This is a genomic window from Gillisella vitis, from assembly GCF_021559775.1.
Taxonomy (GTDB): domain Bacteria; phylum Pseudomonadota; class Alphaproteobacteria; order Rhizobiales; family Rhizobiaceae; genus Allorhizobium; species Allorhizobium ampelinum.
In genome coordinates, this window is sequence record NZ_CP056047.1 from 24782 (window position 1) to 49949 (window position 25168).

Genomic DNA, 25168 nt, shown 5'->3' on the forward strand with positions numbered 1-25168 from the left:
GCTAAACCCGTGACAGACAAAAGCCGCCTCATTCCAAGCGGCAGGGAACAGATAACCGGACGATCATGGCAAAGCACGACCTATCAGACGCAACGCTCCCCGATTTCAAGGCATTGGAGGCGGAATGCATGTCCATCGTGCTGCAGAATGGCAAGGTGCCGGAAACGCGGGCCGCCATTCTCCCCTTGCTGAAAAAAGCAAGCATTGATGGCCGGGAGGCGGCCCTGCGCCATCTGATCGCCAATGGCAGCGGCTTGGAATGTGCCGGGATGATTTCCAATCTCCAGGACAATCTGATAGCACTGGTGCATCGCATGGTCACTCAGGCGGTCTACCCCACCACCCAGCAGGAATTTGCGGTGGCTGCGGTCGGCGGTTATGGCCGCAGCACCCTGGCTCCCGGGTCCGACATCGATCTCCTGTTCCTGCTGTCAGTCAAGGCCGGGGCGGATGCCCGCAAGGCGGTGGAATTCCTGCTTTATATTCTCTGGGATCTGGGTTTCAAGGTCGGTCATGCCACCCGCCTCGTTGAGGAATGCATCCGGCTGTCGCGCACCGATATGACCATCAGGACCGCCATTCTCGAAACCCGTTTCATCTGCGGGGAAGCGCTGCTGGTCGGCGAGTTGCAGAAACGGTTTGACGCGGAGGTGGTTGAAAAGACCGCGCCTGAATTCATTGCCGCCAAACTGGCCGAACGTGATGAACGGCACCGCAAGGCGGGCGATACCCGTTATCTGGTCGAGCCGAATGTGAAGGAAGGCAAAGGTGGATTGCGCGATCTGCACACGCTGTTCTGGATCGCCAAATATTATTACCGGATTTCCGATCCTGCCGACCTGGTCAAGCTGGGTGTTTTGTCGCGCCAGGAATGGCGGATGTTTCAGAAATCCGACGATTTCCTCTGGGCGGTGCGTTGCCATATGCATTTCGCCACCGGCAAGCCGGAAGAGCGGCTGTCCTTCGATCTCCAGCCGGAAATTGCCCGCAATCTCGGCTATAATGCCCGTCCCGGCCTTTCGGAGGTCGAACGTTTCATGAAGCATTATTTCCATGTCGCCAAGAATGTCGGCGACCTGACCCGGATCGTCTGTGCCAGCCTGGAGGACAAGCAGGCGAAGGCCGCTCCAGGACTGACCGCAGCCATTGGGCGTTTTGCCCATCGGCCCCGGCGCATTCCCGGCACGCCTGAGTTCATCGAGGACAGGGGCCGGATTGCTCTGTCCGGTCCGGATATTTTCAAGCGTGATCCGATCAATATCATGCGCTTTTTTCATGTCGCTGATCTGCATGGGCTGGAATTCCATCCCGATGCGCTTAAGGCGATTACCCGCTGCCTGCCGCTGATCGATCATGATTTCCGCGAGAACGAGGAGGCCAACCGGCTGTTCCTCTCCATCCTGACATCCAAACGTGACCCGGCTCTGATGCTGACCCGGATGAACGAAGCGGGCGTTCTGGGCAAGTTCATCCCGGATTTCGGGCGGATCGTTTCGATGATGCAGTTCAACATGTATCATCATTATACCGTGGACGAGCATTTGATCCGCTCAGTCGGCATTCTGGCCGAGGTCGATCAGGGGCAGCATGCCGACATCCATCCGTTGGCCGTCAAGCTGATGCCGAATATAGAGGAGCGCACTGTTCTGTTTGTCGCGGTGCTGCTGCATGACATCGCCAAGGGCCGTCAGGAGGATCATTCGATTGCCGGTGCCAAGGTTGCCCGGCGTCTCTGCCCGCGTCTTGGTTTGAACGACAAGCAGACCGAATTGGTGGTCTGGTTGATTGATCAGCATCTGCTGATGTCGATGGTCGCCCAGACCCGCGATCTGCATGACCGCAAGACCATTACCGATTTCGCCGAGAAGGTGCAGTCGCTTGACAGGCTGCGCATGCTTCTGGTGCTGACGGTCTGCGATATCCGCGCCGTCGGTCCGGGCGTCTGGAACGGCTGGAAAGGCCAATTGCTGCGCACGCTCTATTATGAAACCGAATTGCTGCTATCGGGCGGGTTTTCCGAAAGCCCGCGCAAGGAGCGCGCCAAACAGGCCGCCGAGCAATTGGCTGAGGCCCTGTCGGACTGGAGCCAGAAGGACCAGAAAACCTATACCAAGCTGCATTACCAACCCTATCTGCTGACGGTGCCGTTGGAAGATCAGGTGCGCCATGCCCATTTTATCCGCCAGGCTGACAAGGCCGATCAGGCGTTGGCAACCATGGTCCGCACCCATTCCTTCCACGCGATCACCGAGATCACGGTGCTTGCCCCTGACCATCCGCGTCTGTTGTCGATCATTGCCGGTGCCTGTGCGGCGGCGGGCGCCAATATTGCCGATGCGCAGATTTTTACCACCTCGGACGGCCGGGCGCTCGATACCATTCTCATCAACAGGGAGTTTCCCATTGACGAGGACGAGATGCGCCGGGCCAATACGATTAGCAAGATGATCGAAGACGTGCTGGCGGGCAAGAAGCGCCTGCCGGAAGTGATTGCCACCCGCACCAAGGGCCGCAAACGTAACAAGACCTTCACCGTCAAGCCGCATGTGACGATTTCCAACAGCCTCTCCAATAAGTTTACGGTGATCGAGATCGAATGCCTCGACCGCATTGGTCTGCTGGCCGAGGTCACGGCGGTCCTGGCTGATCTGTCGCTCGATATTCACTCGGCCCGTATCACCACCTTTGGTGAAAAGGTCATCGATACCTTTTACGTCATCGATCTGGTCGGCCAGAAGATCACCAATGAAAACCGGCAGGGGTCCATTTCGGTCCGGCTGAAAGCGGTGATGAGCGAGCAACCCGACGAATTGCGCGAGCAGATGCCATCGGGCATTATCGCGCCCGCCGCGACGAAATCCCCGGCTGCTGAAAAGAAAGCCCGCGTCTGATATGTCCCTCGTCAAGAAGTTCATGACCGTTGGCGGCGCCACGCTTGGCAGCCGATTGTTCGGTTTTGCCCGCGAAACCCTGATGGCGGCGGCGCTGGGCACCGGGCCGATGGCCGATGTGTTTTATGCGGCTTTCCGCTTTCCCAACCTGTTTCGCCGGTTGTTTGCCGAAGGCGCCTTCAACGCCGCTTTCGTGCCGCTGTTTTCCAAGGAAATCGAGGCGAACGGACTGGATGGCGCCAAGCGTTTTTCCGAGGAAGTCTTCGGCGTCCTCTTTACCGTCCTGTTGCTGATCACCATCGCCATGGAGCTTTCCATGCCGCTGCTGGTGCGGTTTGTCATCGCTCCGGGTTTTGCCGATGACGCGGAAAAATTTTCGCTGACCGTGCGGCTTGCCGTGGTGATGTTTCCCTATCTGATGTGCATGTCGCTAACGGCGATGCTGAGCGGCATGCTCAATTCGCTGCATCACTTTTTCGCCGCCGCCGTCGCGCCGATCTTTCTCAATCTGGTGATGATCAGCGCACTGTTTTATGCGCTCTACCATGGTGTCGAGCCTGTCGTGACGGCCTGGTATCTTTCCTGGTCAGTGTTGGTGGCGGGGATTTTACAGTTGCTGGTGGTCTATATCGGCGTGCGCCATGCGGGGATCAGGCTCGGTTTCAAATGGCCGAAGATCACCCCCAACGTGAAACGGTTGCTGGTGCTGGCCGTCCCTGCGGCGGTGACTGGCGGCATTACCCAGATCAACCAGTTGATCGGCCAGGCGATTGCCTCCTCCAAGGATGGGGCGATTGCCGCCCTGCAATATGCCGACCGGATCTATCAATTGCCTTTGGGCGTGGTGGGCGTTGCCGTCGGCGTGGTGCTTTTGCCGGAGCTAGCGCGGGCGCTGAAATCTGATCATCAGCGCGAGGCTTCAACCATTCAGAACCGGTCGATTGAATTCGTGCTGTTTCTGACCCTGCCAGCGGCGGTCGGGCTGTGGGTGCTGTCGGATGATATCATCCGGGTGCTTTATGAGCGCGGCGCGTTTACCGCGCACAACACCGCCATTGTCGGGGCAATCCTCGCCTATTACGGCTTGGGCCTGCCCGGTTTCGTGATGATCAAGGCCCTGCAGCCCGGTTTTTACGCCCGCGAGGATACAAAAACCCCGATGCGGTTCACCGGCATTTCGGTGGTGGTCAATTCGGCGCTGGCCATTTCGCTGTTTCCGCTGTTGCAGGAGCGGGGCATCGCCATTGCCGAAGCGACGGCGGGGGCGATCAACACGGTTCTGCTGTTCACCATGCTGGTCCGGCGCGGACATTTGCAGGTGGAATGGGCGTTGGTGTCACGGGCGCTGCGGCTTTTGCTGGCGGCGCTGGCCATGGGCGCGGCGCTGATGGCGCTGTCGGGCTTTTTCGCGCCATATATCGGCACCGGTTCACCCTTCCTGCACAAGGTGCTGGTGCTGTTCATCCAGATCGGTCTGGCGATGCTGATCTATTTCTCGCTGGCCTTCCTGATCGGCGGTGCGGATCTCGGCATGCTCAGGCGCAATCTGAAGCGCAAGGCGCGCGCGACGACAAGCGAGGTCGCCGATGACGCAGAATAGGCCAGTAAAACGCATCGCCACCGTAACGCTGGTGGTTGATGATTATGATCGGGCGCTGGCCTTTTATTGCGGCAAGCTGGGCTTTGCCTGCAAAGCAGATATCGACCTGGGCGATGGCAAGCGCTGGGTGGTTGTTTCTCCCGCTGAAGGCGGTGCCGGGCTGCTTCTGGCGCAGGCAGATGGAGAAAAGCAGCTGGCGACAATCGGCAATCAAGCCGGTGGCCGGGTTGCCTTTTTTCTGGAAACGGATGACTTTGCCCGCGATCATGCGGCGTTTATCGCTGATGGCATCGTCTTTCAGGAAGAGCCGCGTTACGAGCTCTACGGCACAGTTGCCGTGTTCGAAGATCTCTACGGCAATCTCTGGGACCTGATCGAGCCAAAATTATAATCGCGCCTCAGCCTTATCCCCGCTTGATCGGGAACGCCTGCCTGTGCATAAGCGCTGTAAATCCACACGAGGTATCAGGCCCTCCACAAGCCTGCTGAGGTCAATCATGAGCGAATTTCAGCCGCTGGTTTTTTCCGGCGTTCAGCCCACCGGCAATCTCCATCTTGGCAATTACCTCGGCGCGATCCGCAAATTCGTCGCGCTCCAGGAGAATAACGATTGCATGTATTGCGTCGTTGACCTGCATGCGCTGACGGCGCAGCTGGTGCATGAGGACATGCGCGGCCAGATCCGGTCGATTACGGCGGCTTTTCTCGCGGCGGGTATCGACCCCGTCAAGCATATCGTTTTCAACCAGAGCCAGGTGCCACAACATGCCGAACTGGCCTGGATCTTCAACTGTGTCGCCCGCATCGGCTGGATGAACCGGATGACCCAGTTCAAGGACAAGGCAGGCAAGGACCGCGAGCAGGCTTCGCTTGGCCTGTTTGCCTATCCGAGCCTGATGGCTGCCGACATCCTGGTCTACCGCGCCACCCATGTGCCTGTGGGCGATGACCAGAAACAGCATCTGGAACTGACCCGCGATATCGCCATGAAGTTCAACCTGGATTTTGCCCAGCAGATCCGCCCAACCGGACTTGGCATCGATATCACTGTCGGCAACGAACCGGTGCATGCCTATTTCCCGATGGTCGAACCGCTGATCGACGGTCCGGCCCCCAGGGTGATGAGCCTGAAGGATGGCACCAAGAAAATGTCGAAGTCCGATCCTTCGGACCTGTCGCGCATCAACCTGATGGACGATGCCGAGGCGATTGCCAAGAAGATCCGCAAGGCCAAGACCGATCCGGATGCCTTGCCAAGCGAAACGGATGGACTGGCCGGACGGCCGGAGGCCGATAATCTGGTTGGTATTTATGCAGCCCTTGCCGACAAGACCAAAGCCGAGGTGCTGGCGGAATTTGGCGGGCAGCAGTTCTCAGTATTCAAGCCTGCTCTTATCGAACTTGCTGTCGAGGTTCTGTCGCCGATCACTGGCGAAATGCGCCGTTTGATGGGAGATCCTGCTCATATCGACGCCGTGTTGCGCGATGGTGGGGAGCGGGCGCGGGTCCGTGCTGAAAAAACCATGACGGAAATCCGCGACATTATTGGTTTCGTGCGCTAAGCTTTGATGATGATGCGTGGCAGGTGTCACGCGTCATCAGGTAACGGTTATCGGGGCCGGTCGATCCGGCCCGACGAACAGGGCAGGCCATGGTATCGAAACGTCTATCGCGTCTTGACGGGCACCGACGGAAATTTCTGACGGTCATCGACGATACGCCGGAATGCTCCCGCGCCGTCCATTATGCCGGCAGGCGCGCCAAGAATTCCAATGGCGGGCTGGTTCTGCTCTATGTGATTCCCGAGGGCGATTTCCAGCAATGGCTGGGTGTCGAGGAAATCATGCGGGCCGAGGCCCGGGAAGCCGCCGAAGCGGTTATGGCAAAATCCGCCCAGACGGTGCGTGAAACCATTGGGCTTGAGCCGGAAATCGTCATCCGCGAAGGCAGCGCCGCCGAGCAGATCCAGGCGGTGATCGAGGAGGATCGTGATATCGCCATCCTCGTTCTGGCCGCAGGTTCTGCCAAGGATGGGCCTGGCCCGCTGGTCTCGATGATCGCCGGGCGGGCACAGGCCTTTCCCATTCCCGTGACCGTGCTGCCGGATACGCTGAGCAATGAAGAAATCGACGCGCTTTGCTGAAAAGTGAGGCTGGACATGCCTTCAAGGTAAGACTGCCTCGGCATCTTCGAGCCGTGGTATAAGATCTTTATTTGCAGCCAGTGCTTGAAGCAGGACCTGCGAAGGTTTATTTTTGAAGCATTCTAAATCGGACCCGGCTTGACCGGTTCGCAAGGAGTTTGTGATGTTCATTCAGACGGAATCCACCCCAAATCCGGCCACGTTGAAATTCCTGCCTGGCAAGGTGGTGATGGAAAGCGGCACGGCTGAATTCCGCGACCGGGAAGCGGCCATGGCCTCGCCACTGGCTGAAAAGCTGTTTGCCATACCCGGCGTCACCTCCGTGTTCTTTGGCTATGACTTTGTGACCGTGACCAAGGATACCGCCGAATGGCCGCATCTGAAGCCGGCCATCCTCGGTTCGATCATGGAGCATTTCATGAGCGGCGCGCCGATCATGGGCAGCGCTGTCGCAGGAGATGAGGCGTCGGACGAAGAATTCTTCAACGAGGGTGACGAGACCATCGTTGCCACCATCAAGGAACTGCTGGAAACCCGGGTGCGTCCGGCCGTCGCCCAGGATGGCGGCGATATCACTTTCCGTGGTTTCCGCGATGGCAAGGTGTTTCTCAACATGAAGGGCTCTTGTGCGGGTTGCCCATCCTCCACCGCGACGCTGAAGCATGGCGTGCAGAACCTGCTGCGCCATTTCATTCCCGAAGTGCAGGAAGTCGAAGCCGTTTGATGCGGTTTGGGCGCGGCGTCCCTTAGGTTGTCGCGATTTCGAGAAATGTGAAACGTCAGGCAATGAAAAGCGAGCAGGCATGATCCTTTTGGCAATCGACACCGCCGGCGTTGATTGCGCTGTTGGCCTGTATGACAGCGATCTTGACCGGATGCTGGCGGCCAGAAGCGAAACGATTGGCCGTGGTCATGCTGAAAAGCTGATGGGCATGATCGACGCGGTTCTCGATGAAGCCTCCATAGCGTTGCCCAGCATTGAGCGGCTGGCGGTCACCATTGGTCCCGGTTCCTTTACCGGCATACGGGTTGGCCTTTCGGCAGCGCGAGGCCTTGCTCTGGCGCTGAGTGTCGATATCGTCGGTATTTCAACGCTTGGCGTTCTGGCGGCGGCAGAGCGCAGACGGGGTGGCGCGGTTGCGGTGCTTGCTGCGATGGATGCCAAGCGCGATGAGGTCTATGTTCAGGGTTTTGCCCCCGACGCGGCAGCGCTGGGTGAGGCTCGAGTGGTGCCTGTGGATGCATTTCGGGATATGGCGGCTGAGTTTGCCAGGCATGGCACAGGGCGCGTCACCGGTTCGGCGTGCCGGTTGCTAGAGAACGACGCGGCAGGGGAGGGGGAGGCGGTGGCAGATCACTTTCCGATGGAGGATATTGCCAGGCTTGGAGCGGTTGCGCAGGCCTCGGGTAAGCCAAAACCGCTTTACTTGCGGGGGCCGGATGTCAAGCCGCAGGCAGGTTTTGCCGTGGCGCGGGCATGATCCTGTTTTAGAGCACAATGGGCTGGTGGGTTTGGAGATGATAAACGCAATATAGTTAAATCTGCTGCGTATTTTCACCATAAATCCCAGGTGATCTTAGGAATTATCGGGTAATCTGTGCCGTGAGCATGTCGGAATAAACATATTTTATCCTGACTCTGGGGAGGGTCTTATGCTTGAAACAATTTTTGCCCGTAAAGCCGAGTTTGAAATCGTCGCTATGGAGCTGGACGATTGCCATGACGTGTCGGAATTGCATGGCCAGCGGTTTTCGCAGCCATGGAATGATGGTGCATTCGAAAGCCTGCTGTTGCAGCCCAATGTTTTCGGTTTCGTGATTCGCCAGACCAATACGCTGATGTTCAAGCCGCAGCTCAGCGGTTTCGTGCTGGCCCGCGAAGCAGCGGGCGAAGCGGAAATCCTGACGATTGCCGTGCATGAAAAGGGCGCACGAAACGGCCTTGGCTGGCGGCTGATGCAGGGCGCGATGCGCGAATCCAGGGTGCGCGGCGGCGAAATCATGTTCCTCGAAGTGGATGACGGCAATCACCCCGCCATCAATCTTTACCGCAAGCTTGGCTTTGAAAAAGCTGGCGAACGGCCCGCTTATTACGCCGATGCCAACGGTCGTCGCAGTGCAGCGCTTGTCATGCGGCGCGATCTTCGCTAACTCGTGACTATCGAAATTCACGAGCAACCGGACCATCATGACGGAGACGCCGAAAACGCTGGAAGAGCTCTGCGCGGAGCGTGGAATGCGCATGACCGAACAGCGGCGGATCATCGCGCGCATTCTTGAAGGCTGCGACGACCATCCTGACGTCGAGGAGCTGTACCGCCGCTCCTCGGCGATAGACGCCAAAATTTCGATCTCGACCGTCTATCGCACCGTCAAGCTGTTTGAGGATGCCGGGATCATCGCGCGCCACGATTTTCGCGATGGGCGCTCCCGTTACGAGACCGTGCCGGAAGAACACCACGATCATCTGATCGATTTGAAGACGGGCGTGGTCATCGAGTTCCGCTCACCCGAGATCGAGGCGCTCCAGGAGCGAATCGCTCGAGAACATGGCTTCCGGCTGGTGGATCACCGGCTTGAACTCTATGGCGTGCCATTGGCGAAGGACGAGCCGTGAGCAGGGCAAGCTTTGGCTGTTCGTGGCAGCCATGATCATCACCATCCGAACTGTCTTCATGCTGGCGCTGCTTGTCGCCGTCACGCTGATTATGCTGCCGCTGCAATTGCTTGGCCTGGCGTTCGATCTGAAAATACGACGGCTGTTGCCGCGCTACTGGCATAGGATTGCCTGTCTGGTTCTCGGTATCCGGGTGCGGGTGCATGGCCTGCCGGAACGGCAAAGGCCGTTGATGCTGGCCGTCAATCACTGTTCCTGGACCGATATTCTGGTGCTGAGTTCCATTGCCGATGTGGTGTTCATCGCCAAGATGGAAGTGTCGGAATGGCCGATTTTCGGGACGCTGGCCAAGCTGCAAAAAAGCATTTTCATTCGCCGCGAGGAAAAGCGTTCTTCCGGTGAGCAGGTCAACGATATTGCGGCCCGCATGGCGGATGGTGAAATCGTTGTGCTGTTTCCCGAAGGCACGACGTCGGACGGCAACCGGTTGCTGCCGGTCAAGTCCTCGCTGTTTGGGGCTGCCGCCATGGCGGTGCCGCTTGCCCCTGAGGGCGTCGTCTATGTGCAGCCGGTTGCCATCGCCTATACGGGAATCCATGGCATGCCGATGGGCCGCTTCCATCGGCCACTGGTCAGTTGGCCGGGCGATGTCACGCTGGGACCGCATCTGGCCGGTCTGCTCAAGGTGGCGGCGGTGGATGTCGATGTCTGCTTCGGTGCGCCGGTTGCCTATACCAAGGATAGCAATCGCAAGCGGGTGAGCGCCACGGTGGAAGCGGAGATTCGCCGTATGCTGCTGTCAAAGCTGCTGGGCCGGACTATCGAATAGCAGACTCTAGAACAACGAACTGTCTGCCGCTTTTCATTGGGATGAGGCGGCACTCTTTGCTAATGCCGATCATTGGTATAAAAGCGCGCCATGACCCAGGAAATTTCAAGCCTTTCAGCATCGGTAGAGCCGGTGTCCGCCATGGTTGACAATACCTCTGCCCAGCAAAAGCCTGCGCCGCAGAAGAAGGTGTTCATCAAGACCTATGGCTGTCAGATGAATGTCTATGACAGCAGCCGCATGGCCGATGCGCTGGTGGCCGAAGGCTATCAATCGACCGAGGATATGGAAGAAGCCAGCCTCGTGCTGCTCAATACCTGTCATATCCGCGAAAAGGCCGCCGACAAGGTCTATTCGGCGCTGGGCCGGCTTCGTGAAATGAAAAAGATTCGCGCCGCAAGAGGCGAGGAATTCATGATCGGCGTGGCCGGTTGCGTCGCCCAGGCCGAGGGCGAGGAAATCGTCCGCCGCGAGCCGGGCGTCGATGTCGTTGTCGGTCCGCAGACCTATCACCGCCTGCCGCAGGCCCTAAGACGAGCGCGAAGCGGGGAGCGGGTCGTCGATACCGACTATGCCGTGGAAGACAAGTTCGAGCACCTGCCCGATCCAACGAAGATCGCTGGCAAGCGCCGGATGATCACGGCTTTTCTGACCGTGCAGGAAGGCTGCGACAAGTTCTGCACTTTCTGCGTGGTACCATACACCCGTGGGTCCGAGGTCTCCCGCCCACTTGCGCAGTTGCTGGGTGAGGCGCAGAGACTGGTGGAAAGCGGTGTGCGCGAAATCACTCTGCTGGGCCAGAATGTCAATGCCTGGCACGGCAAGGGGCCGGACGGGCGTGAGATGGGCCTTGGCGATCTTCTTTACAAGCTTGCCGAAATTCCAGGCCTTGCCCGTCTGCGCTATACGACCAGCCATCCGCGTGACATGGACGAGCGGCTGATCGAGGCACATCGCGATCTGCGGATGTTGATGCCCTATCTGCATCTGCCGGTACAGTCGGGTTCCGACCGGATCCTGAAAGCGATGAACCGTCGGCATAAAGCTGCCGATTACATTGCCCTCGTCGATCGTATCCGCGAGGCGCGTCCCGACATCGCCATATCAGGCGATTTCATCGTCGGTTTTCCCGGCGAAACCGACGCGGATTTCGAAGACACGATCAAACTGGTCGAGCGGATCGGCTATGCACAGGCCTTTTCGTTCAAATATTCGCCACGTCCAGGCACGCCCGGCGCCGACATGCCCGATCATGTGGCGGAGGACGTGAAGACTGAACGGCTGGCCCGGTTGCAGGAATTGTTGTTAAAACAACAACATGACTTTGCCCGCTCGCTGGTGGGCCAGACCATGGATCTGCTTTTGGAAAAGCCGGGCCGGATGCCGGGGCAGATTATTGGTCGGTCCCCGTGGTTGCAGTCTGTGAATGTTGATGCAAAACCTTCGCAAATAGGCGACATTATTCAGGTACGAATCACGGATATCGGCCCAAACAGCTTGTTTGCCGAGGTGGCAGAGAGTTAGAGTGAGGGCAGGGACTAAATTCCGATAGGGAGCCTGATCGCTTGAACGCAACAGAAGTGGTAACCTCACCCTCGCGCAATACCAAAACCGCCGCGACCGACGCCAATCACTTCATTTTGACGTTCGAGAACAACCGGCATGCCAGCGAGCTTTTCGGCCAGTTCGAACAAAACCTGAAGTTGCTGGAGCAGCGGCTGAATATCAAAGCAAGCGCACGCGGCAATTCCGTGTCCATCTCCGGCGACATCATGGCCACCAACCAGGCGCGCCGGGCGCTCGATTTCCTCTATGCCAGGCTGCAAAGCGGCGGCAGCGTCGAAGCCTCCGACGTGGAAGGCGCGATCCGCATGGCGGTGGCCGCTGACGACCAACTGACCTTGCCGACGCTGGAGCGCAAGGCCAAGCTCAGCATGGCGCAGATTTCCACCCGCAAGAAAACCATTGTTGCCCGCACGCCGACCCAGGATGCCTATATGCGGGCGCTGGAGCGGTCCGAACTGGTGTTCGGTACTGGCCCGGCTGGCACCGGCAAGACCTATCTGGCCGTGGCGCAGGCCGCGCAATTGCTGGAACGCGGTGCCGTCGACAAGATCATCCTGTCGCGCCCGGCTGTCGAGGCGGGTGAACGGCTTGGCTTCCTGCCCGGCGATATGAAGGAAAAGGTCGATCCTTACCTGCGGCCGCTCTACGATGCCCTCTATGACATGATGCTGGGCGACAAGGTGGAGCGGGCGATTACCGCGGGCGTGATCGAAATTGCCCCGCTGGCTTTCATGCGCGGGCGTACGCTGGCCAATGCCGCTATCATTCTTGATGAAGCACAGAACACCACATCCATGCAGATGAAGATGTTTCTGACGCGGCTTGGCGAAAATTCCCGGATGATCATTACCGGCGACCCGAGCCAGGTGGACCTGCCGCGCGGCGTCAAATCCGGTCTGGTTGAGGCCTTGGATATTCTGGCTGGCGTGGAAGGCGTCTCTTTCGTGCGCTTCAAGGATGTCGATGTTGTGCGTCACCCGCTTGTCGGGCGGATCGTCAGGGCCTATGATGCCCAATATGCGCAGCCTGAGCCTCACTATACGCAGCCTCTCGAAGGCGAGAGGCCGGAATAACCTGTTGCTGTGTCCTTGGTTGAGTACGTGTGATTGATGAAGAAACTTGACGTTCAGATCGCTATCGAGGCCGATGGCTGGCCGGATGAGGCGGAACTCGAGGCGTTGAGCACACGGATTTTGGACCATGCGGCGGATTTCATTGCTGCTGAAGGCCAGCCTTTTGCACCGATGCCGGCGGAGGTCTCTCTGGTCTTTACCGGGGATACCGAGATACAGGCGATCAACAGCGAATGGCGCGGACAGGACAAGCCGACCAATGTCCTGTCCTTTCCGGCCTATCCGATAGAGCCCGGCGATAAGCCGGGACCGATGCTGGGTGATATCGTCATTGCCCGCCAGACCGTGGAGCGGGAAGCGGCGGAGCTGGAGAAAACGATTACGGACCATCTGACACATTTGATGGTCCATGGATTCCTCCACCTTTTCGGTTATGATCACATGACCGAGGATGAGGCGGAGGAGATGGAGGGACTGGAGACTCGCATTTTGGCCGGTCTTGGCTTATCTGATCCTTATGCGGGTCAAGTCCCGGTTTGATAGAACGGTAAAATGAGCGATTTTTCGACACGATCGGCTAGTGAGGCCACGAAGGAGCAGGACGGCTCCTCCTCCGAAGAGGGGTCTAGTCCGCAGCGAAGTTCCGCGGCCCACAAGCCGCAATCATCTTTCTGGGCGCGTGCCGCCCGGATCTTGAAACCCGCTGGCGGCAACCTGCGTGAGGATATCGCCGACGCGCTGATGTCCGACAGGGCCGCTGAAGAGGCCTTTTCCGCCGAAGAGCGGGCGATGTTGCACAATATCCTGCGCTTTCGCGAAGTGCGCGTCGAAGATGTCATGGTGCCGCGCTCCGATATCCATGCTGTCGATGTCGAGACCAGCATTGGCGAATTGATGACCCTGTTCCAGCAAACCGGCCATTCGCGCATGCCGGTCTATTGCGACACGCTGGATGATCCACGCGGCATGGTGCATATCCGCGATCTTCTCTCCTATATCACCCTCAAGGCGTTGAACGGCAACGGCCTCGACCTCGCCTGCGTCGATCTTGGCGTGACGCTGGAGGAGGCTGGCATCATCCGCTCCATCCTGTTCGTGCCACCATCCATGCAGGCCTCTGACCTTCTGGCGCGTATGCAGGCTGCCCGTACCCAGATGGCGCTGGTGATCGACGAATATGGCGGCACCGATGGCTTGGTTTCGCATGAAGACATCGTCGAAATGGTGGTTGGCGACATTGAAGATGAGCATGACAAGGAAGAAGCGCTGGTCACCCGCGTCTCACAGGATGTCTATCTGGCCGATGCCCGCATCGAACTTGAGGAAATCGCCGAGGTGATCGGTCCCGATTTCGATATCAGTGCGGAAATCGATGAAGTCGATACTCTGGGCGGATTGCTCTCCACCGCGATTGGCCGGGTGCCGCAGCGTGGTGAAGTGGTGCAGGCGGTGGCGGGCTTCGAGCTGCATATTCTCGATGCCGATCCGCGAAGAGTGAAAAAGGTCCGCATCACCCGCATGGCGCCCATTGCCAAGCGCCTGCAGGAAGGCGCCGATTTGCAGACAGTCGGATCCGGGCAGGGTAAGTAGCGGGCATGTAGCCCATTACCTATGGTTAAAGACGAGGCGGCAGTTTGTAAAAAGAACTGCCGCCTCTTCGATTCTTGCAGGCAGGGTTGTGGCAGCGTCTTGCCCTTTGTCGTAAATTTGAAGTGCTATACGAACTGGCCTTGAAAAGGGCAGCCCGTATTCCGTTTTCAAGTATCTCAAGCATTTGAGGTCTTTGAAATTATGCAATAGCAAGGTCTTGGGGGCGAAGATGGAACGGTTGGCGGCAAGGATCATGCTTCTGGCGGGATGGCGGCGTGCCCTTCTTGCCATTGCCTCAGGCGCGGTCGGGGCGCTGGCGTTGCCGCCGGTAGGGTTCTTTGCGGCTCTGTTTTTCTCCTTCTCCATGCTTGTCTGGCTGCTCGATGGTGTGAGCGGCAATCCCGATAGGAGCTGGTCGCGGGGACTGCGGTCCGCCTTCTGGATCGGCTGGCTGTTCGGCTTCGGTTATTTCGTGGCCGGGCTCTGGTGGTTGGGCAATGCGCTGATGGTGGAGGCCGATGAATTTGCCTGGGCACTGCCGCTCGCGGTGCTCGGCCTGCCGGCGGTGTTGGCGGTGTTTTATGGCTTGGCCTGCCTTGCCGCCCGTCTGCTCTGGTCCGAAGGCCTTGGCCGGATTGCCGCGCTGGCGGCGATGTTTGGCATCACCGAATGGCTGCGCAGCTTTGTTGCCACGGGTTTTCCCTGGAATGCCATTGGCTATGGCGCCATGCCCATCCCATTGATGATGCAATCGGCTACGGTGCTGGGTCTTTTCGGGGTTTCGGCCCTTGCCGTCTTCGTCTTTGCCGCCCCGGCTCTTCTGGGAACCCGCCGTGGGGCAAAGCTCGGGCTGGCGTTGGCCGGAATATTGATCTGCGGCCATCTCGGCTATGGCGCTTACCGGCTGTCTCTGCCGGAGCCGGACGGACGGAAGGTGACAGTGCGTCTGGTCCAGCCGAATATAGACCAGGCAGCGAAGATGGACGATACCGACCGCGTTGCGATTTTCGAGAAACATCTTCGCCTGACAGCGGTGCCGACACCGGTCGATCAGCCACGCCCGGATGTGATTGTCTGGCCGGAAACCACCATTCCCTTCATCCTCACCGAAAATCCAGACGCCTTGCGGCAGATTGCCGGGACGTTGCAGGAGGGCCAAGTGCTGATCACCGGCACAGTCCGTTCGGAAGATCAGGGTGCCGGAATTGCCCCGCGCTATTATAATTCGATCTATGCAATCGACAGTCAGGGGCAGATCCTTGCCGCCGCCGACAAGGTCCATCTTGTGCCATTTGGGGAATATGTCCCATGGCAGGACATCCTGTCGAAGCTCGGTATTACCAACATTATCGACCTGCCGGGAGGCTTTTCTCCAGGTGCATCACGGTCCCTTATGACCCTTCCGGGGGGGCTGAAGCTCTATCCGTTGATCTGTTACGAGGTCATTTTTCCTGACGAAATGGTTAAGGGATTATCCGGGGCCAATGCCATAATCAATGTCACCAACGATGCCTGGTTTGGAGATACGCCAGGTCCATTTCAGCATTTTCAACAGGCAAGATTACGCGCCGTCGAGACTGGGCTGCCAATTATTCGCGCCGCCAATAATGGCATTTCTGCCTTAATTGACGGACGGGGACGCGTGTTTTCGGGTTTGCGATTGAACGCTGAAGGCGTGGAAAATGCAACTTTTACGCTATCAGCTGCGCCTGAAACCAATGTAAATCATAATAAATACAACTTTTGGGCGGTAACTGCTTTGTTATTATCTGCGGCTGTAATTTCTCGTTTAGGTTTAATATCGAGAGTGAATTGACGAAAAACCCCTAAAAATGCATAGTGCTGTGGCTTGGTAGTGCTTGTAATCCAGCGCTTGAAGCGCTGGCGTGTGCAACGTAACGTTATATGAAGTTGCAAGCGCTACGGGTTAAGATCAATTTCAACTGTCTTCAGGATCGTCACATGCTCGAAAACAAAAAGAAGCCTAACCCCATCGACATTCATGTCGGTAGCCGGATTCGTCTTCGCCGCACCATGCTCGGAATGAGCCAGGAAAAGCTGGGCGAAAGCCTCGGCATTACGTTTCAACAAATTCAGAAGTACGAAAAAGGCACAAATCGTGTCGGCGCCAGCCGCTTGCAGAATATTTCAAGCATTCTGAATGTACCCGTCTCGTTCTTTTTCGAGGATGCACCGGGTGAGCAGGTTGTAGCAGGCGCGAATGGCTTTTCCGAGGCGGCCAGTTCCAACTATGTCGTGGACTTCCTCTCGTCTTCCGAAGGCCTGCAGCTGAACCGCGCTTTCGTAAAGATCAACGATCCGAAAGTGCGCCGTAAAGTCGTCGATCTGGTCAAGGCGCTTGCCGCCGACGCAGACGCAGAATAACCGGGACCCTTCAGGGCTCGAAAAAAAAGCGGCGATTAAGCCGCTTTTTTTATGTCTTGGTCACGTTTGAGAAAGGCTTGCTGACATAAAGATATATTTATGTCGTTGTGTCCTTGTTTTTGAGGCTTGGAGCCTCTATCACAGGAGCATCTGGTTCATTGAGGGGAATCCCGCATGCGCTCAAACTATCTGTTTACGAGTGAGTCCGTTTCGGAAGGTCATCCGGACAAAGTCTGCGACCGAATTTCAGACGAAATCGTCGATCTGGTCTATCGTGAAGCGGCACGGACCGGGGTGGATCCCTGGACGGTGCGCATCGCCTGCGAGACGCTGGCGACCACCAATCGTGTTGTCATCGCCGGTGAGGTTCGCCTGCCGCCGAGCCTGATGAAGACCGACAAGAACGGCAATGAGGTCATCAACCCTGCCAAGTTCAAGGCTGCGGCGCGCAAGGCAATCCGCGACATCGGCTATGAACAGGACGGCTTCCATTGGAAGACCGCCAAGATCGACGTTCTCCTGCATTCCCAGTCGGCTCATATCGCCCAAGGCGTCGACAAGGCCGCCGACCATGAAGGCGGCGAAGGCGCAGGTGACCAGGGCATTATGTTCGGCTATGCCTGCGGTGAAACGCCGGACCTGATGCCGGCTCCGATCTATTATTCCCACAAGATCCTTCAACTTCTCTCGGCGGCCCGTAAAAAGGGCGAGGGCGACGTGGGTAAGCTTGGCCCCGATGCCAAGAGCCAGGTCACTGTCCGTTACGTCGATGGCAAGCCTTCCGATGTCGCTTCCATCGTGCTTTCCACGCAGCATCTCGACGAAAGCTGGGATTCGGCCAAGGTGCGTTCGGTCGTTCAACCCTATATTCTCGAGGCGTTTGGTGATCTGAAGGTTGCCGATGACTGCAAGTGGTATATCAATCCAACCGGCAAGTTCGTGATCGGCGGTCCCGATGGTGATGCAGGCCTGACGGGTCGCAAGATCATAGTCGACACCTATGGTGGCGCGGCCCCGCATGGCGGTGGCGCATTTTCCGGCAAGGATACCACCAAGGTCGACCGCTCGGCTGCTTATGCAGCGCGTTATCTGGCCAAGAACGTGGTTGCAGCCGGCTTAGCGGAGCGCTGCACCATCCAGATCGCCTATGCGATCGGCATTGCTCAGCCATTGTCGATCTATGTCGATCTGCATGGCACCGGCAAACACACCGAGGACCAGATCGAGGCGGCAATCCGCAGCGTGATGGATCTGTCGCCGACCGGCATTCGCCGTCATCTTGATCTCAACAAGCCAATCTATGCGAAGACCTCCGCCTATGGGCATTTTGGCCGCAAGGCTGGCCGTGACGGCTCCTTCGCATGGGAGAAGCTTGATCTGGTCAAGCCGCTCAAGGAAGCCTTGAAGGGCTGAACACGATGACCACAGATCGCCGTAGCCGGGCGACCGAAGCCTTTTTCGGTCGCCGCAAGGGAAAGCCGCTCCGCGACCAGCAAGTCGAGCGGATGACCCACCTCCTGCCCGAACGCAAGTTAGACTTGGGGTCGGCAGTGCCTGGCGATTTGAAGACACTGTTTCCTGTGCCGGTGCAGCGCATCCGCCTGGAAATCGGCTTTGGTGGGGGCGAACATCTGGCCCACCGTGCCAGACATGATGCCACGACCGGCTTTATTGGCGTCGAGCCCTTCGTCAATTCCATGGCCAAGTTGCTGGCCGTGATTGAGGATGAGGGCCTTCCCAATATCCGGGTCTATGACGATGACGCGACGCAATTGCTGGACTGGCTGCCAGCGTCATCGATCGACCAGATTGATCTTCTCTACGCCGACCCTTGGCCAAAGCGCAAACATTGGAAGCGCCGTTTCGTCTCGGAGGTCAACCTGGAGCGGTTTCATCGTGTGCTGAAGCCGGGCGCGATCTTCTGCTTTGCCTCAGACATTGATACCTACGTGAACTGGACGCTGCTGCATTGCCGCAACCATGGCGGTTTCGATTGGCTGGCCGAAAGCTCCGCCGATTGGTTGACGCCCTACGAGGGCTGGCCAGGCACGCGCTATGAGGCCAAAGCCCGCCGCGAAGGCCGCTCATCGGCTTATTTGACCTTCCGCAGGACATAATCCAAGGCTCTTGAAGAGCCGCGAGTCTTCCTGACTGGAAAAGATTTCGAGTATCTCAACTGCATAAAAGCTTTGAAATATTCAGGCTTGATTGAGGCAGGTCTTGCCGTGGCCTGTTATAGGCTCAAGCCTCTGCGGAGACGCTTTCATCTTCACTCAACGTGCGAATCAAAACACCCTGTGCAATGCATGGCGCAGGGTGTTTTTAGTCAATCGTTATCGATGAAAGCTCAGTGCAGGCTGACGGTTTTCAACTCGTCTTCTGCGGCCTTGAAGAAGGTGGAGGAGCGGTTATCGGTTAGCAGGATGGGTGTGCCGTCAGCGGCAAATAGCGCCCAAAGATCCGTGCGCGGGTCAATTTCCGGAGCATCGGGAAAGCAGCGGGACACTTCGTCGTAACGGATCTTGCGGATATAGCCCACTTCGCCGGAGCCAAGATGTGCCAGCTCATTTTTCGAGAGCTTGGAGGTGGCTTCTTTAATCAACATTCCGGATCTCCGTCATTGAGGGAGGGGCGGCACAACAGCCTTCACCAGGACGCGCGAAATCTGCTGTAACACCCTATATCTTTTGCAGGATGTGGTCCTCAAACCAACCCGGTCCAAGGAACTTGTGCAAAAGCGCCATGATCCTAGTCTGAGGCGGAAATATTAATTTTCCTTACCATTTGCTGCGTATCAGGACGAATTAGTTCGACCACCAGTAGGCCGTTTCGCATCCGTGCGCGCGAAACGTCCATTCCGTCCGTTAACAGGAAACTGCGCTGAAAGTTCCGTGCAGCTATGCCGCGAAACAAATAATCGGCATCCGGGCGTTCCGTCTGGGAGCCTCGAATGATGAGCTGGTTTCCCTCGACCAGAACCTCCAGATCGCTCTCGGAAAAGCCCGCCACGGCAAGGGTAATCCTCAACCGGTCCCCTTCATGGTCGCTCGTGCGGCGAACAAGCTCGATATTATAGGGCGGATAGCCGTCGCTGGTCCGGGCCAACTGACTCAACACGGCATCGGTAATGTCGAAACCCAGCAGCAGGGGTGTGGTGATGGATTTTGTCCGTCGCATTCTGTCCTCGTCTGGCCCCCCGCCAGACGACAAGTCGGTCCTTGCGGGCCAGTCGTTGCGGGATTGTGTTTCCGGTGGTCGGCATGTCTGTACTTTGGTTAAGATATGGGAGCCCCGAGGGCGGGAAACAAGCGTTTGACCGGCACGATAGATCTTGACAATAGCCCGGCTGCCCGTCCATCAAACCCTATCAATCCAAGGATAGGCCCGCATGGAAAAGCCCAGAAAAATCATCATCGATACCGATCCCGGTCAGGACGATGCCGCAGCCATCATGCTGGCGCTTGCCAGTCCCGATCAGTTGGACGTCCTCGGCCTGACGGTGGTTGCAGGAAATGTTCCCCTGTCGATGACCAGCCGCAATGCCCGTATCGTCTGCGAACTGTCGGGCCGGCCCGACCTACCGGTCTATGAAGGCGCACTGAAGCCTCTGGAGCGGCCCCAGGTGACGGCGGAACATGTGCATGGCAAGACCGGGCTGGACGGGGCCGAGGTCGATGAGCCGGTCATGCCGGTTCAAGACCAGCATGCGGTCGATTTTATTATCGACACCATTCGCCGCGAACCAGCGGGCACCATTACGCTCTGCACGCTCGGACCGCAGACCAATATTGCCCTGGCATTGCAAAAGGCCCCGGATATTGCACCGCGTATTCGTGAACTGGTGATGATGGGCGGTGGCTTTTTTGAGGGCGGCAATATTACTCCTGCGGCGGAGTTCAATGTCTATGTCGATCCGCAGGCATCCCGGATTGTGTTTGGTTCAGGCATCCCGATCGTGATGATGCCGCTGGACGTCACCCACCAGCTTTTGACCACCAAGGCCCGGGTTGCCCGCATTGGCGCCATCGGTACACGGGTGGCCAAGGTCATGGTGGACTGGCTGGAGTTTTTCGAGCGTTTCGATATCGAGAAATACGGTTCGGATGGTGGACCGCTGCATGATCCCAGCGTGATTGCCTATCTTCTCCAGCCGGAGCTGTTTTCCGGGCGTGATTGCAACGTGGAAATCGAAACTGAATCTGAACTGACGGTCGGCATGACGGTGGTGGACTGGTGGCGCGTGACCGGTCGTACGCCCAATGCCAAGGTGATGCGCGATGTCGATGCTGACGGCTTCTTTGCCTTGCTGACGGAACGGTTGGCGCGCCTTTAAACCTGGTGCAAATCCTCCTTATCCTTCTTGGTGTCTTGGCCCGGCCATTTTCTTTTGGCCGGGCCTGTGGCACATCTGAGAGATGAGCACACCGAAAACGTCACCAGAGCCCGCCGATTTTACCCATATCCGTGATTGGGTCTTCGACCTCGACAACACGCTTTATCCGCATCACATCAATCTGTTTGCCCAGATTGATCGCAACATGACCGCCTATGTTGCGGATCTGTTGCAGATGGAGCCGGATGACGCGCGCATCCTGCAAAAGCGCTACTATCATGAGCATGGTACGACATTGGCAGGACTGATGGCCCATCATGGCGTCGATCCGAACGATTTCCTGGAAAAGGCCCATGCCATCGATTATTCCGCCCTGTTGCCGGATGTGGCTCTGGGCGAGGCGATCAAGGCTCTGCCGGGGCGAAAGTTTATTTTCACCAATGGCACGGTGGAACATGCCGAGGCAGCGGCGAGGGCGCTCGGCATTCTCGATCATTTCGACGACATTTTCGATATCGTTGCTGCTGCCTATCTGCCGAAACCGGCCAGCCAGACCTATGACATATTCACCCGGCTGAAGCAGATCGATGCCGGGCAGGCAGCGATGTTCGAGGATCTGCCGCGCAATCTCGTCGTGCCGAAGGCGCTGGGCATGAAAACCGTACTGCTCGTGCCGCGCAATCTGGAGGCCGTGGTGCTGGAAAGCTGGGAACGGATGGATAGTGACGAAGGCCATGCGCATGTCGATTATGCCACCGACGATCTGGCTGGCTTCCTCGCATCCATTTTGGCAGCTGGAGAGTTTCAGGTTCAGAGTGAGCCAGACAGGCCTTAGAGCATCGGTCCGATGCGCTAGATCGTTATTAAGTACAACATTACGAAAAAGTAACCAGCATTACAGAACCTTAAGTGGCCGCCGCAGGGGCGAGTGCCTATCCTCTCGATATTGCAGAACACAGCCTGCCTCAGGCCGACGGTCTTCTGCAACGTTTATACGGCTGCATCGTTCGATCACAGAACCGATTTCCGGTCTTGAAACGATGTGGCACCGAGGAAAGGAAACTCCATGAGTGCGAAGAAAACGACCATTGCTGCCCTGGCGGCTACCCTGCTGGTCAGCGCGTCATCCGGTGCCGTATTTGCAAAAGACGTTAAGGCTCCACCGCCACCTCCACCACGGCCTGATGAAATGCGCGACGCCTGCGGCCCCCGTCCGATGATGATGCATGGACCGGCAGCGATGTTCATCTTTGCCCTCCAGCAATTCGACACCAACAAGGACGGTAAGATTTCGAAGGAAGAGGCCAAGGCTGCTGAAGACAAGCTGTTTACGGCCATCGATACCGACAAGGACGGCGTTCTGACGCCAGGTGAACTGCGCAAGTTCCATGAAGCACGCATGGAGGCCATGCGTGCCGACATGCCGAAGCCTCCGGGGCCTGAGGGTGCCGCGCCAGCCGATCCTAATGGGCCAAAGCCTGACGAGGCGACGGATCAGCCACCACCGCCGCCGCCAGGTGGCCCGGGTGCTGAAGACGACGCCATGGGGCCGCCTGATGACGGCATGGCCGGTTGTGGTCCGCATCGTCCAGGGCCTGAACGTTGGGCGAAGGAACGCGGTCCTGAGGGCGAGCGAATGGGTGGTCCTCATGGCCATCGCCCGATGATGGCGATGGGGCCAATGGGTGGTCCAATGGGTGCGATGCGCCTGCTGGAGAAGGTCGACACCGATGAAAACGGCCAGATCAGTAAGGCCGAAGCCGATGCGGCGCTCGATAAGCTGTTCACCCGTCTGGATACCAATAAGGATGGGTTCATTTCGGCCGATGACTTCCCGAAGGGCCCGTCGCTGCTGCCATGATTGCTTGCGATCGGGTAACCGATTGCGGGTATGCAACCAGGCCTCAATGAAAATCGCCGTGCGTCAGAGACGCACGGCGATTTTTTGGTTTAATTGACCAGGCAGAAGACAGCCTGCCATCATTGCCGGAAATCAGAATTCCTCCCAATTGTCGCGGCTGACGGCGGCGTTGCCATGGCTGACCGGAACAGACTGCTGGGCTCTGCGCGGGGCCTGCGCTCTGGGCGCAGGCGAGGCCGGAGCCGAGCGCACTGGCTGGGCGATATCGTTTCCGGTTCTAAATTGCGCGAGCAGATCCGAAAGGCGACGGCTTTCCTGATTGAGACCAGCCCCGGCGGCATTCATTTCTTCCACCATGGCGGCATTCTGCTGAGTCGCCTGATCCATATGGTTGACGGCGGTATTGACCTCCGCCAAACCGCTGGCCTGTTCCTGGGCGGCCGTCGCAATGGCATCCATATGCTGGTTCATGTCCTCGACCACCTTGGAAATGGTCGTCAGGCCTTCGCCAGTATCGTTGACCAGCTTGACGCCTTCGCTGACAGCCGCTTCCGAATTGCCGATCAGCGACTTGATTTCCTTGGCGGCATTGGCGGAACGTTGCGCCAATTCGCGCACTTCCTGGGCAACGACCGCAAAGCCCTTGCCTGCTTCACCAGCGCGGGCGGCCTCGACCCCCGCATTCAAGGCCAGAAGGTTGGTCTGGAAGGCGATCTCGTCGATCACGCTGATGATCTGGGTGATCTTGCGCGAAGCATCCTCGATCCGCTCCATGGCGGAGACGGCATTGTTGACCACGGTCGCCGAATGTTCGGCATGCTGGCGGGCATTGCGCACCAGATTGCGGGCTTCGCCAGTCCGCTTGGACGTTGCTTGGACGTTGGAAGTGATCTGCTCCAGCGCGGCGGCGGTTTCCTCTAGCGAGGCGGCCTGCTGTTCAGTGCGCTTGGCCAGCGTGTCGGAAGCCTGCGAAATTTCACCGCTGCCATTGGTGACACCCTTGCCAACCTGGCCCACAGCCACGAGTGCGGAGCGCAACTGGTTGACGGAGGCATTGAAGTCGTGGCGAAGTGGTTCGAACTGGGCGGCAAACTGCTGATCGATTTCGCAGAGAAGGTCGCAGGAGGCCAGCCGTTTCAGGCCAGCGGCCAGCGCCCCCGTTGCTTCGTTCAGGCGGCGTTCCGCATCTTCCTCGGCGCGGCGCTGCACATCCTTGCGTTCCTGCTCCGCATTGAGCCGGTTCTGTTCGGTCTGTGCTTCCAGCGCGACTTTGGCCAGGGCCGACTGGCGCATGACTTCGACGGCGCCAGCCATTTCCCCGATTTCGTCCTTGCGGTCGGCGTCGGGTACCGTGACATCCAGCTTGCCATCGGCAATATGCAGCATCACCTTTGCCATGCGGGTCACAGGGCGTGACACGCCCAGGATGATCCAGACGGTCAGGACGCTCATCAACAGCACGCCGAACAGAATGACGCCAATGGTGACATAGGAGGACTGCGTATAGGCAGCCTCGGCAGCTGTGCTTGACGCTGCCGCACCGCTATCGTTGAGCTTGATGATTTCGCCAAGCGCAATGAAGCTGTCGACCAGCGGCTGACGGGCTGGGGCGATTGCGGCGGTTGCTGCAACCTGATCCTTGGCGGCGACGGCGTTGATGATCTTCTTTTGAAATTCGAGATAGCGGGTCCACTTGGCTTCGAAATCGCCCCACAATTTCTTCTCAGCATCGTTGCGCAGGGTTGCGCGGAAATCCGCATAGGATTTCGGAATGGAGGCATCCATTTCCACGAATTCGTCATCCAACCCTTTGATCTCGGCGGGATCGACGGCAATGGTCTTGCGGATCGTCGTCGTGTGATAGCGCAACATGGTAAACTGAATGCCATCCAGTTTCGCCATCCGTGGCATCCACACCTGCCGTGTATCGGAGGCTGCCGAAAAGACCACGGACGTCTGCTTGTAGCTGAACAGGCCGAGGAGGATGACAAGCATCAGTGCTGCCCCTGCCATGACCATTAATCGCGTTGAAATCCTCAAACTCATCACTATGCCCCCCAGGCTGGCATCCCAATATTTGGCTGCCTGAGGATTGACCCAAATTGATAAATTAAAAATGAAGTTATCGGTAATATAAGGAATATGAAGGCAAATTTTACGCCCTATGATTGTGCCACGGCGAGAGACATATTGTCACTGAAAGCAAAAATTCGATGGGCTGATTTTAAAGCCTCATCGATCCCATTACCAGACTGAGTAAAAGCTTCGGAGAGCCCGTTC

24 protein-coding genes are annotated in these 25168 nt (G+C 57.8%); 21 read left to right on the forward strand and 3 right to left on the reverse strand.

All coding sequences use genetic code 11. From position 1 onward, the window contains the following. Nucleotides 1-65: 65 nt before the first annotated feature. The 18 genes from AVCG78_RS00120 (at nt 66) to trmB (ending at nt 18811) form a co-directional block, all read left to right on the forward strand. The gene (locus AVCG78_RS00120; protein ID WP_071202558.1) at nt 66-2891 is read left to right on the forward strand and encodes a [protein-PII] uridylyltransferase; all 2826 of its coding nucleotides are present in this window, start codon (nt 66-68) and stop codon (nt 2889-2891) included. A 1-nt stretch (nt 2892) separates the two neighbouring features. Beyond that, nucleotides 2893-4491 carry a murein biosynthesis integral membrane protein MurJ gene (murJ, locus tag AVCG78_RS00125; protein ID WP_156582662.1) on the forward strand — a complete coding sequence of 533 codons (1599 nt, stop codon included), beginning with the start codon at nt 2893-2895 and terminating at the stop codon, nt 4489-4491. Further along, nucleotides 4478-4882, forward strand: coding sequence for a VOC family protein (locus AVCG78_RS00130; protein WP_071202562.1), 405 nt, complete (start codon nt 4478-4480; stop codon nt 4880-4882). The genes murJ and AVCG78_RS00130 overlap by 14 nt, the downstream gene beginning before the upstream one ends. 106 nt (nt 4883-4988) lie before the next feature. After that, nucleotides 4989-6053 carry a tryptophan--tRNA ligase gene (trpS, locus tag AVCG78_RS00135; RefSeq protein WP_012654827.1) on the forward strand — a complete coding sequence of 355 codons (1065 nt, stop codon included), beginning with the start codon at nt 4989-4991 and terminating at the stop codon, nt 6051-6053. An 89-nt stretch (nt 6054-6142) separates the two neighbouring features. Then, nucleotides 6143-6634: a universal stress protein gene (locus tag AVCG78_RS00140; protein WP_070151452.1), complete on the forward strand. Its 492-nt coding sequence runs from the start codon at nt 6143-6145 to the stop codon at nt 6632-6634. 163 nt (nt 6635-6797) lie between these two features. Then, complete coding sequence (locus AVCG78_RS00145) at nt 6798-7358, forward strand: NifU family protein (protein WP_071202564.1); 561 nt, start codon at nt 6798-6800, stop codon at nt 7356-7358. Between the two features lie 79 nt (nt 7359-7437). Beyond that, entirely contained in the window at nt 7438-8115 is a 678-nt protein-coding gene (gene tsaB / locus AVCG78_RS00150; RefSeq protein WP_071202566.1) for a tRNA (adenosine(37)-N6)-threonylcarbamoyltransferase complex dimerization subunit type 1 TsaB, read from the forward strand. A gap of 172 nt (nt 8116-8287) precedes the next feature. Continuing rightward, nucleotides 8288-8785, forward strand: a complete 498-nt coding sequence (locus tag AVCG78_RS00155; RefSeq protein WP_012654831.1) for a GNAT family N-acetyltransferase — start codon at nt 8288-8290, stop codon at nt 8783-8785. Nucleotides 8786-8822: 37 nt separating this feature from the next. Next, nucleotides 8823-9251, forward strand: a complete 429-nt coding sequence (locus tag AVCG78_RS00160; protein ID WP_041696121.1) for a Fur family transcriptional regulator — start codon at nt 8823-8825, stop codon at nt 9249-9251. A 31-nt stretch (nt 9252-9282) separates the two neighbouring features. Further along, nucleotides 9283-10080 carry a lyso-ornithine lipid O-acyltransferase gene (olsA, locus tag AVCG78_RS00165; protein ID WP_071202568.1) on the forward strand — a complete coding sequence of 266 codons (798 nt, stop codon included), beginning with the start codon at nt 9283-9285 and terminating at the stop codon, nt 10078-10080. A gap of 90 nt (nt 10081-10170) precedes the next feature. Next, entirely contained in the window at nt 10171-11604 is a 1434-nt protein-coding gene (gene miaB, locus AVCG78_RS00170) for a tRNA (N6-isopentenyl adenosine(37)-C2)-methylthiotransferase MiaB (protein WP_071202570.1), read from the forward strand. A gap of 41 nt (nt 11605-11645) precedes the next feature. Further along, nucleotides 11646-12719 (forward strand): PhoH family protein, encoded by a 1074-nt coding sequence (locus AVCG78_RS00175; protein WP_071202571.1) that lies wholly within the window; start codon nt 11646-11648, stop codon nt 12717-12719. Nucleotides 12720-12755: 36 nt separating this feature from the next. Continuing rightward, nucleotides 12756-13259, forward strand: a complete 504-nt coding sequence (gene ybeY, locus AVCG78_RS00180; protein ID WP_012654836.1) for an rRNA maturation RNase YbeY — start codon at nt 12756-12758, stop codon at nt 13257-13259. Nucleotides 13260-13271: 12 nt separating this feature from the next. Further along, the gene (locus AVCG78_RS00185; RefSeq protein ID WP_012654837.1) at nt 13272-14309 is read left to right on the forward strand and encodes a hemolysin family protein; all 1038 of its coding nucleotides are present in this window, start codon (nt 13272-13274) and stop codon (nt 14307-14309) included. 229 nt (nt 14310-14538) lie between these two features. Then, nucleotides 14539-16125, forward strand: a complete 1587-nt coding sequence (gene lnt, locus AVCG78_RS00190) for an apolipoprotein N-acyltransferase (protein WP_071202573.1) — start codon at nt 14539-14541, stop codon at nt 16123-16125. A gap of 146 nt (nt 16126-16271) precedes the next feature. Beyond that, the gene (locus tag AVCG78_RS00195; protein ID WP_012654839.1) at nt 16272-16694 is read left to right on the forward strand and encodes a helix-turn-helix domain-containing protein; all 423 of its coding nucleotides are present in this window, start codon (nt 16272-16274) and stop codon (nt 16692-16694) included. Between the two features lie 174 nt (nt 16695-16868). Then, nucleotides 16869-18107 (forward strand): methionine adenosyltransferase, encoded by a 1239-nt coding sequence (metK, locus tag AVCG78_RS00200; protein ID WP_071202575.1) that lies wholly within the window; start codon nt 16869-16871, stop codon nt 18105-18107. 5 nt (nt 18108-18112) lie between these two features. Beyond that, a complete protein-coding gene (trmB, locus tag AVCG78_RS00205; RefSeq protein ID WP_071202577.1) occupies nt 18113-18811 on the forward strand; it encodes a tRNA (guanine(46)-N(7))-methyltransferase TrmB in 699 nt (232 codons plus the stop codon). Between the two features lie 230 nt (nt 18812-19041). On the opposite strand, the gene AVCG78_RS00210 is transcribed toward trmB, so the two are convergent. Continuing rightward, nucleotides 19042-19299 carry a BQ00720 family protein gene (locus tag AVCG78_RS00210; RefSeq protein ID WP_012654842.1) on the reverse strand — a complete coding sequence of 86 codons (258 nt, stop codon included), beginning with the start codon at nt 19297-19299 and terminating at the stop codon, nt 19042-19044. 143 nt (nt 19300-19442) lie between these two features. Next, complete coding sequence (locus AVCG78_RS00215) at nt 19443-19871, reverse strand: Hsp20 family protein (protein WP_012654843.1); 429 nt, start codon at nt 19869-19871, stop codon at nt 19443-19445. 211 nt (nt 19872-20082) lie between these two features. On the opposite strand from AVCG78_RS00215, the gene AVCG78_RS00220 reads away from it, so the two are divergent. The 3 genes from AVCG78_RS00220 (at nt 20083) to AVCG78_RS00230 (ending at nt 22888) form a co-directional block, all read left to right on the forward strand. Continuing rightward, nucleotides 20083-21027, forward strand: a complete 945-nt coding sequence (locus AVCG78_RS00220; RefSeq protein ID WP_012654844.1) for a nucleoside hydrolase — start codon at nt 20083-20085, stop codon at nt 21025-21027. An 82-nt stretch (nt 21028-21109) separates the two neighbouring features. Continuing rightward, a complete protein-coding gene (locus tag AVCG78_RS00225; protein WP_071202580.1) occupies nt 21110-21862 on the forward strand; it encodes a pyrimidine 5'-nucleotidase in 753 nt (250 codons plus the stop codon). Nucleotides 21863-22093: 231 nt separating this feature from the next. After that, nucleotides 22094-22888, forward strand: coding sequence for an EF-hand domain-containing protein (locus AVCG78_RS00230; protein WP_071202582.1), 795 nt, complete (start codon nt 22094-22096; stop codon nt 22886-22888). Nucleotides 22889-23020: 132 nt separating this feature from the next. Here the strand turns inward: AVCG78_RS00230 and AVCG78_RS00235 are convergent, their stop codons facing one another. After that, the gene (locus AVCG78_RS00235; protein ID WP_234665124.1) at nt 23021-24883 is read right to left on the reverse strand and encodes a methyl-accepting chemotaxis protein; all 1863 of its coding nucleotides are present in this window, start codon (nt 24881-24883) and stop codon (nt 23021-23023) included. Between the last annotated feature and the right edge of the window lie 285 nt (nt 24884-25168).

Coding starts and splice junctions, on each gene's coding strand:
- murJ (WP_156582662.1), top strand. CDS start 2,893: ATGTCCCTCGTCAAGAAGTTCATGACCGTTGGCGGCGCCACGCTTGGC.
- tsaB (WP_071202566.1), top strand. CDS start 7,438: ATGATCCTTTTGGCAATCGACACCGCCGGCGTTGATTGCGCTGTTGGC.
- AVCG78_RS00230 (WP_071202582.1), top strand. CDS start 22,094: ATGAGTGCGAAGAAAACGACCATTGCTGCCCTGGCGGCTACCCTGCTG.
- AVCG78_RS00155 (WP_012654831.1), top strand. CDS start 8,288: ATGCTTGAAACAATTTTTGCCCGTAAAGCCGAGTTTGAAATCGTCGCT.
- AVCG78_RS00195 (WP_012654839.1), top strand. CDS start 16,272: ATGCTCGAAAACAAAAAGAAGCCTAACCCCATCGACATTCATGTCGGT.
- AVCG78_RS00225 (WP_071202580.1), top strand. CDS start 21,110: ATGAGCACACCGAAAACGTCACCAGAGCCCGCCGATTTTACCCATATC.
- trpS (WP_012654827.1), top strand. CDS start 4,989: ATGAGCGAATTTCAGCCGCTGGTTTTTTCCGGCGTTCAGCCCACCGGC.
- AVCG78_RS00140 (WP_070151452.1), top strand. CDS start 6,143: ATGGTATCGAAACGTCTATCGCGTCTTGACGGGCACCGACGGAAATTT.
- AVCG78_RS00215 (WP_012654843.1), bottom strand. CDS start 19,871: ATGCGACGGACAAAATCCATCACCACACCCCTGCTGCTGGGTTTCGAC.
- AVCG78_RS00220 (WP_012654844.1), top strand. CDS start 20,083: ATGGAAAAGCCCAGAAAAATCATCATCGATACCGATCCCGGTCAGGAC.
- AVCG78_RS00145 (WP_071202564.1), top strand. CDS start 6,798: ATGTTCATTCAGACGGAATCCACCCCAAATCCGGCCACGTTGAAATTC.
- AVCG78_RS00130 (WP_071202562.1), top strand. CDS start 4,478: ATGACGCAGAATAGGCCAGTAAAACGCATCGCCACCGTAACGCTGGTG.
- metK (WP_071202575.1), top strand. CDS start 16,869: ATGCGCTCAAACTATCTGTTTACGAGTGAGTCCGTTTCGGAAGGTCAT.
- lnt (WP_071202573.1), top strand. CDS start 14,539: ATGGAACGGTTGGCGGCAAGGATCATGCTTCTGGCGGGATGGCGGCGT.
- miaB (WP_071202570.1), top strand. CDS start 10,171: ATGACCCAGGAAATTTCAAGCCTTTCAGCATCGGTAGAGCCGGTGTCC.
- olsA (WP_071202568.1), top strand. CDS start 9,283: ATGATCATCACCATCCGAACTGTCTTCATGCTGGCGCTGCTTGTCGCC.
- AVCG78_RS00120 (WP_071202558.1), top strand. CDS start 66: ATGGCAAAGCACGACCTATCAGACGCAACGCTCCCCGATTTCAAGGCA.
- trmB (WP_071202577.1), top strand. CDS start 18,113: ATGACCACAGATCGCCGTAGCCGGGCGACCGAAGCCTTTTTCGGTCGC.
- AVCG78_RS00235 (WP_234665124.1), bottom strand. CDS start 24,883: ATGCTTGTCATCCTCCTCGGCCTGTTCAGCTACAAGCAGACGTCCGTG.
- AVCG78_RS00210 (WP_012654842.1), bottom strand. CDS start 19,299: ATGTTGATTAAAGAAGCCACCTCCAAGCTCTCGAAAAATGAGCTGGCA.
- AVCG78_RS00160 (WP_041696121.1), top strand. CDS start 8,823: ATGACGGAGACGCCGAAAACGCTGGAAGAGCTCTGCGCGGAGCGTGGA.
- AVCG78_RS00185 (WP_012654837.1), top strand. CDS start 13,272: ATGAGCGATTTTTCGACACGATCGGCTAGTGAGGCCACGAAGGAGCAG.
- ybeY (WP_012654836.1), top strand. CDS start 12,756: ATGAAGAAACTTGACGTTCAGATCGCTATCGAGGCCGATGGCTGGCCG.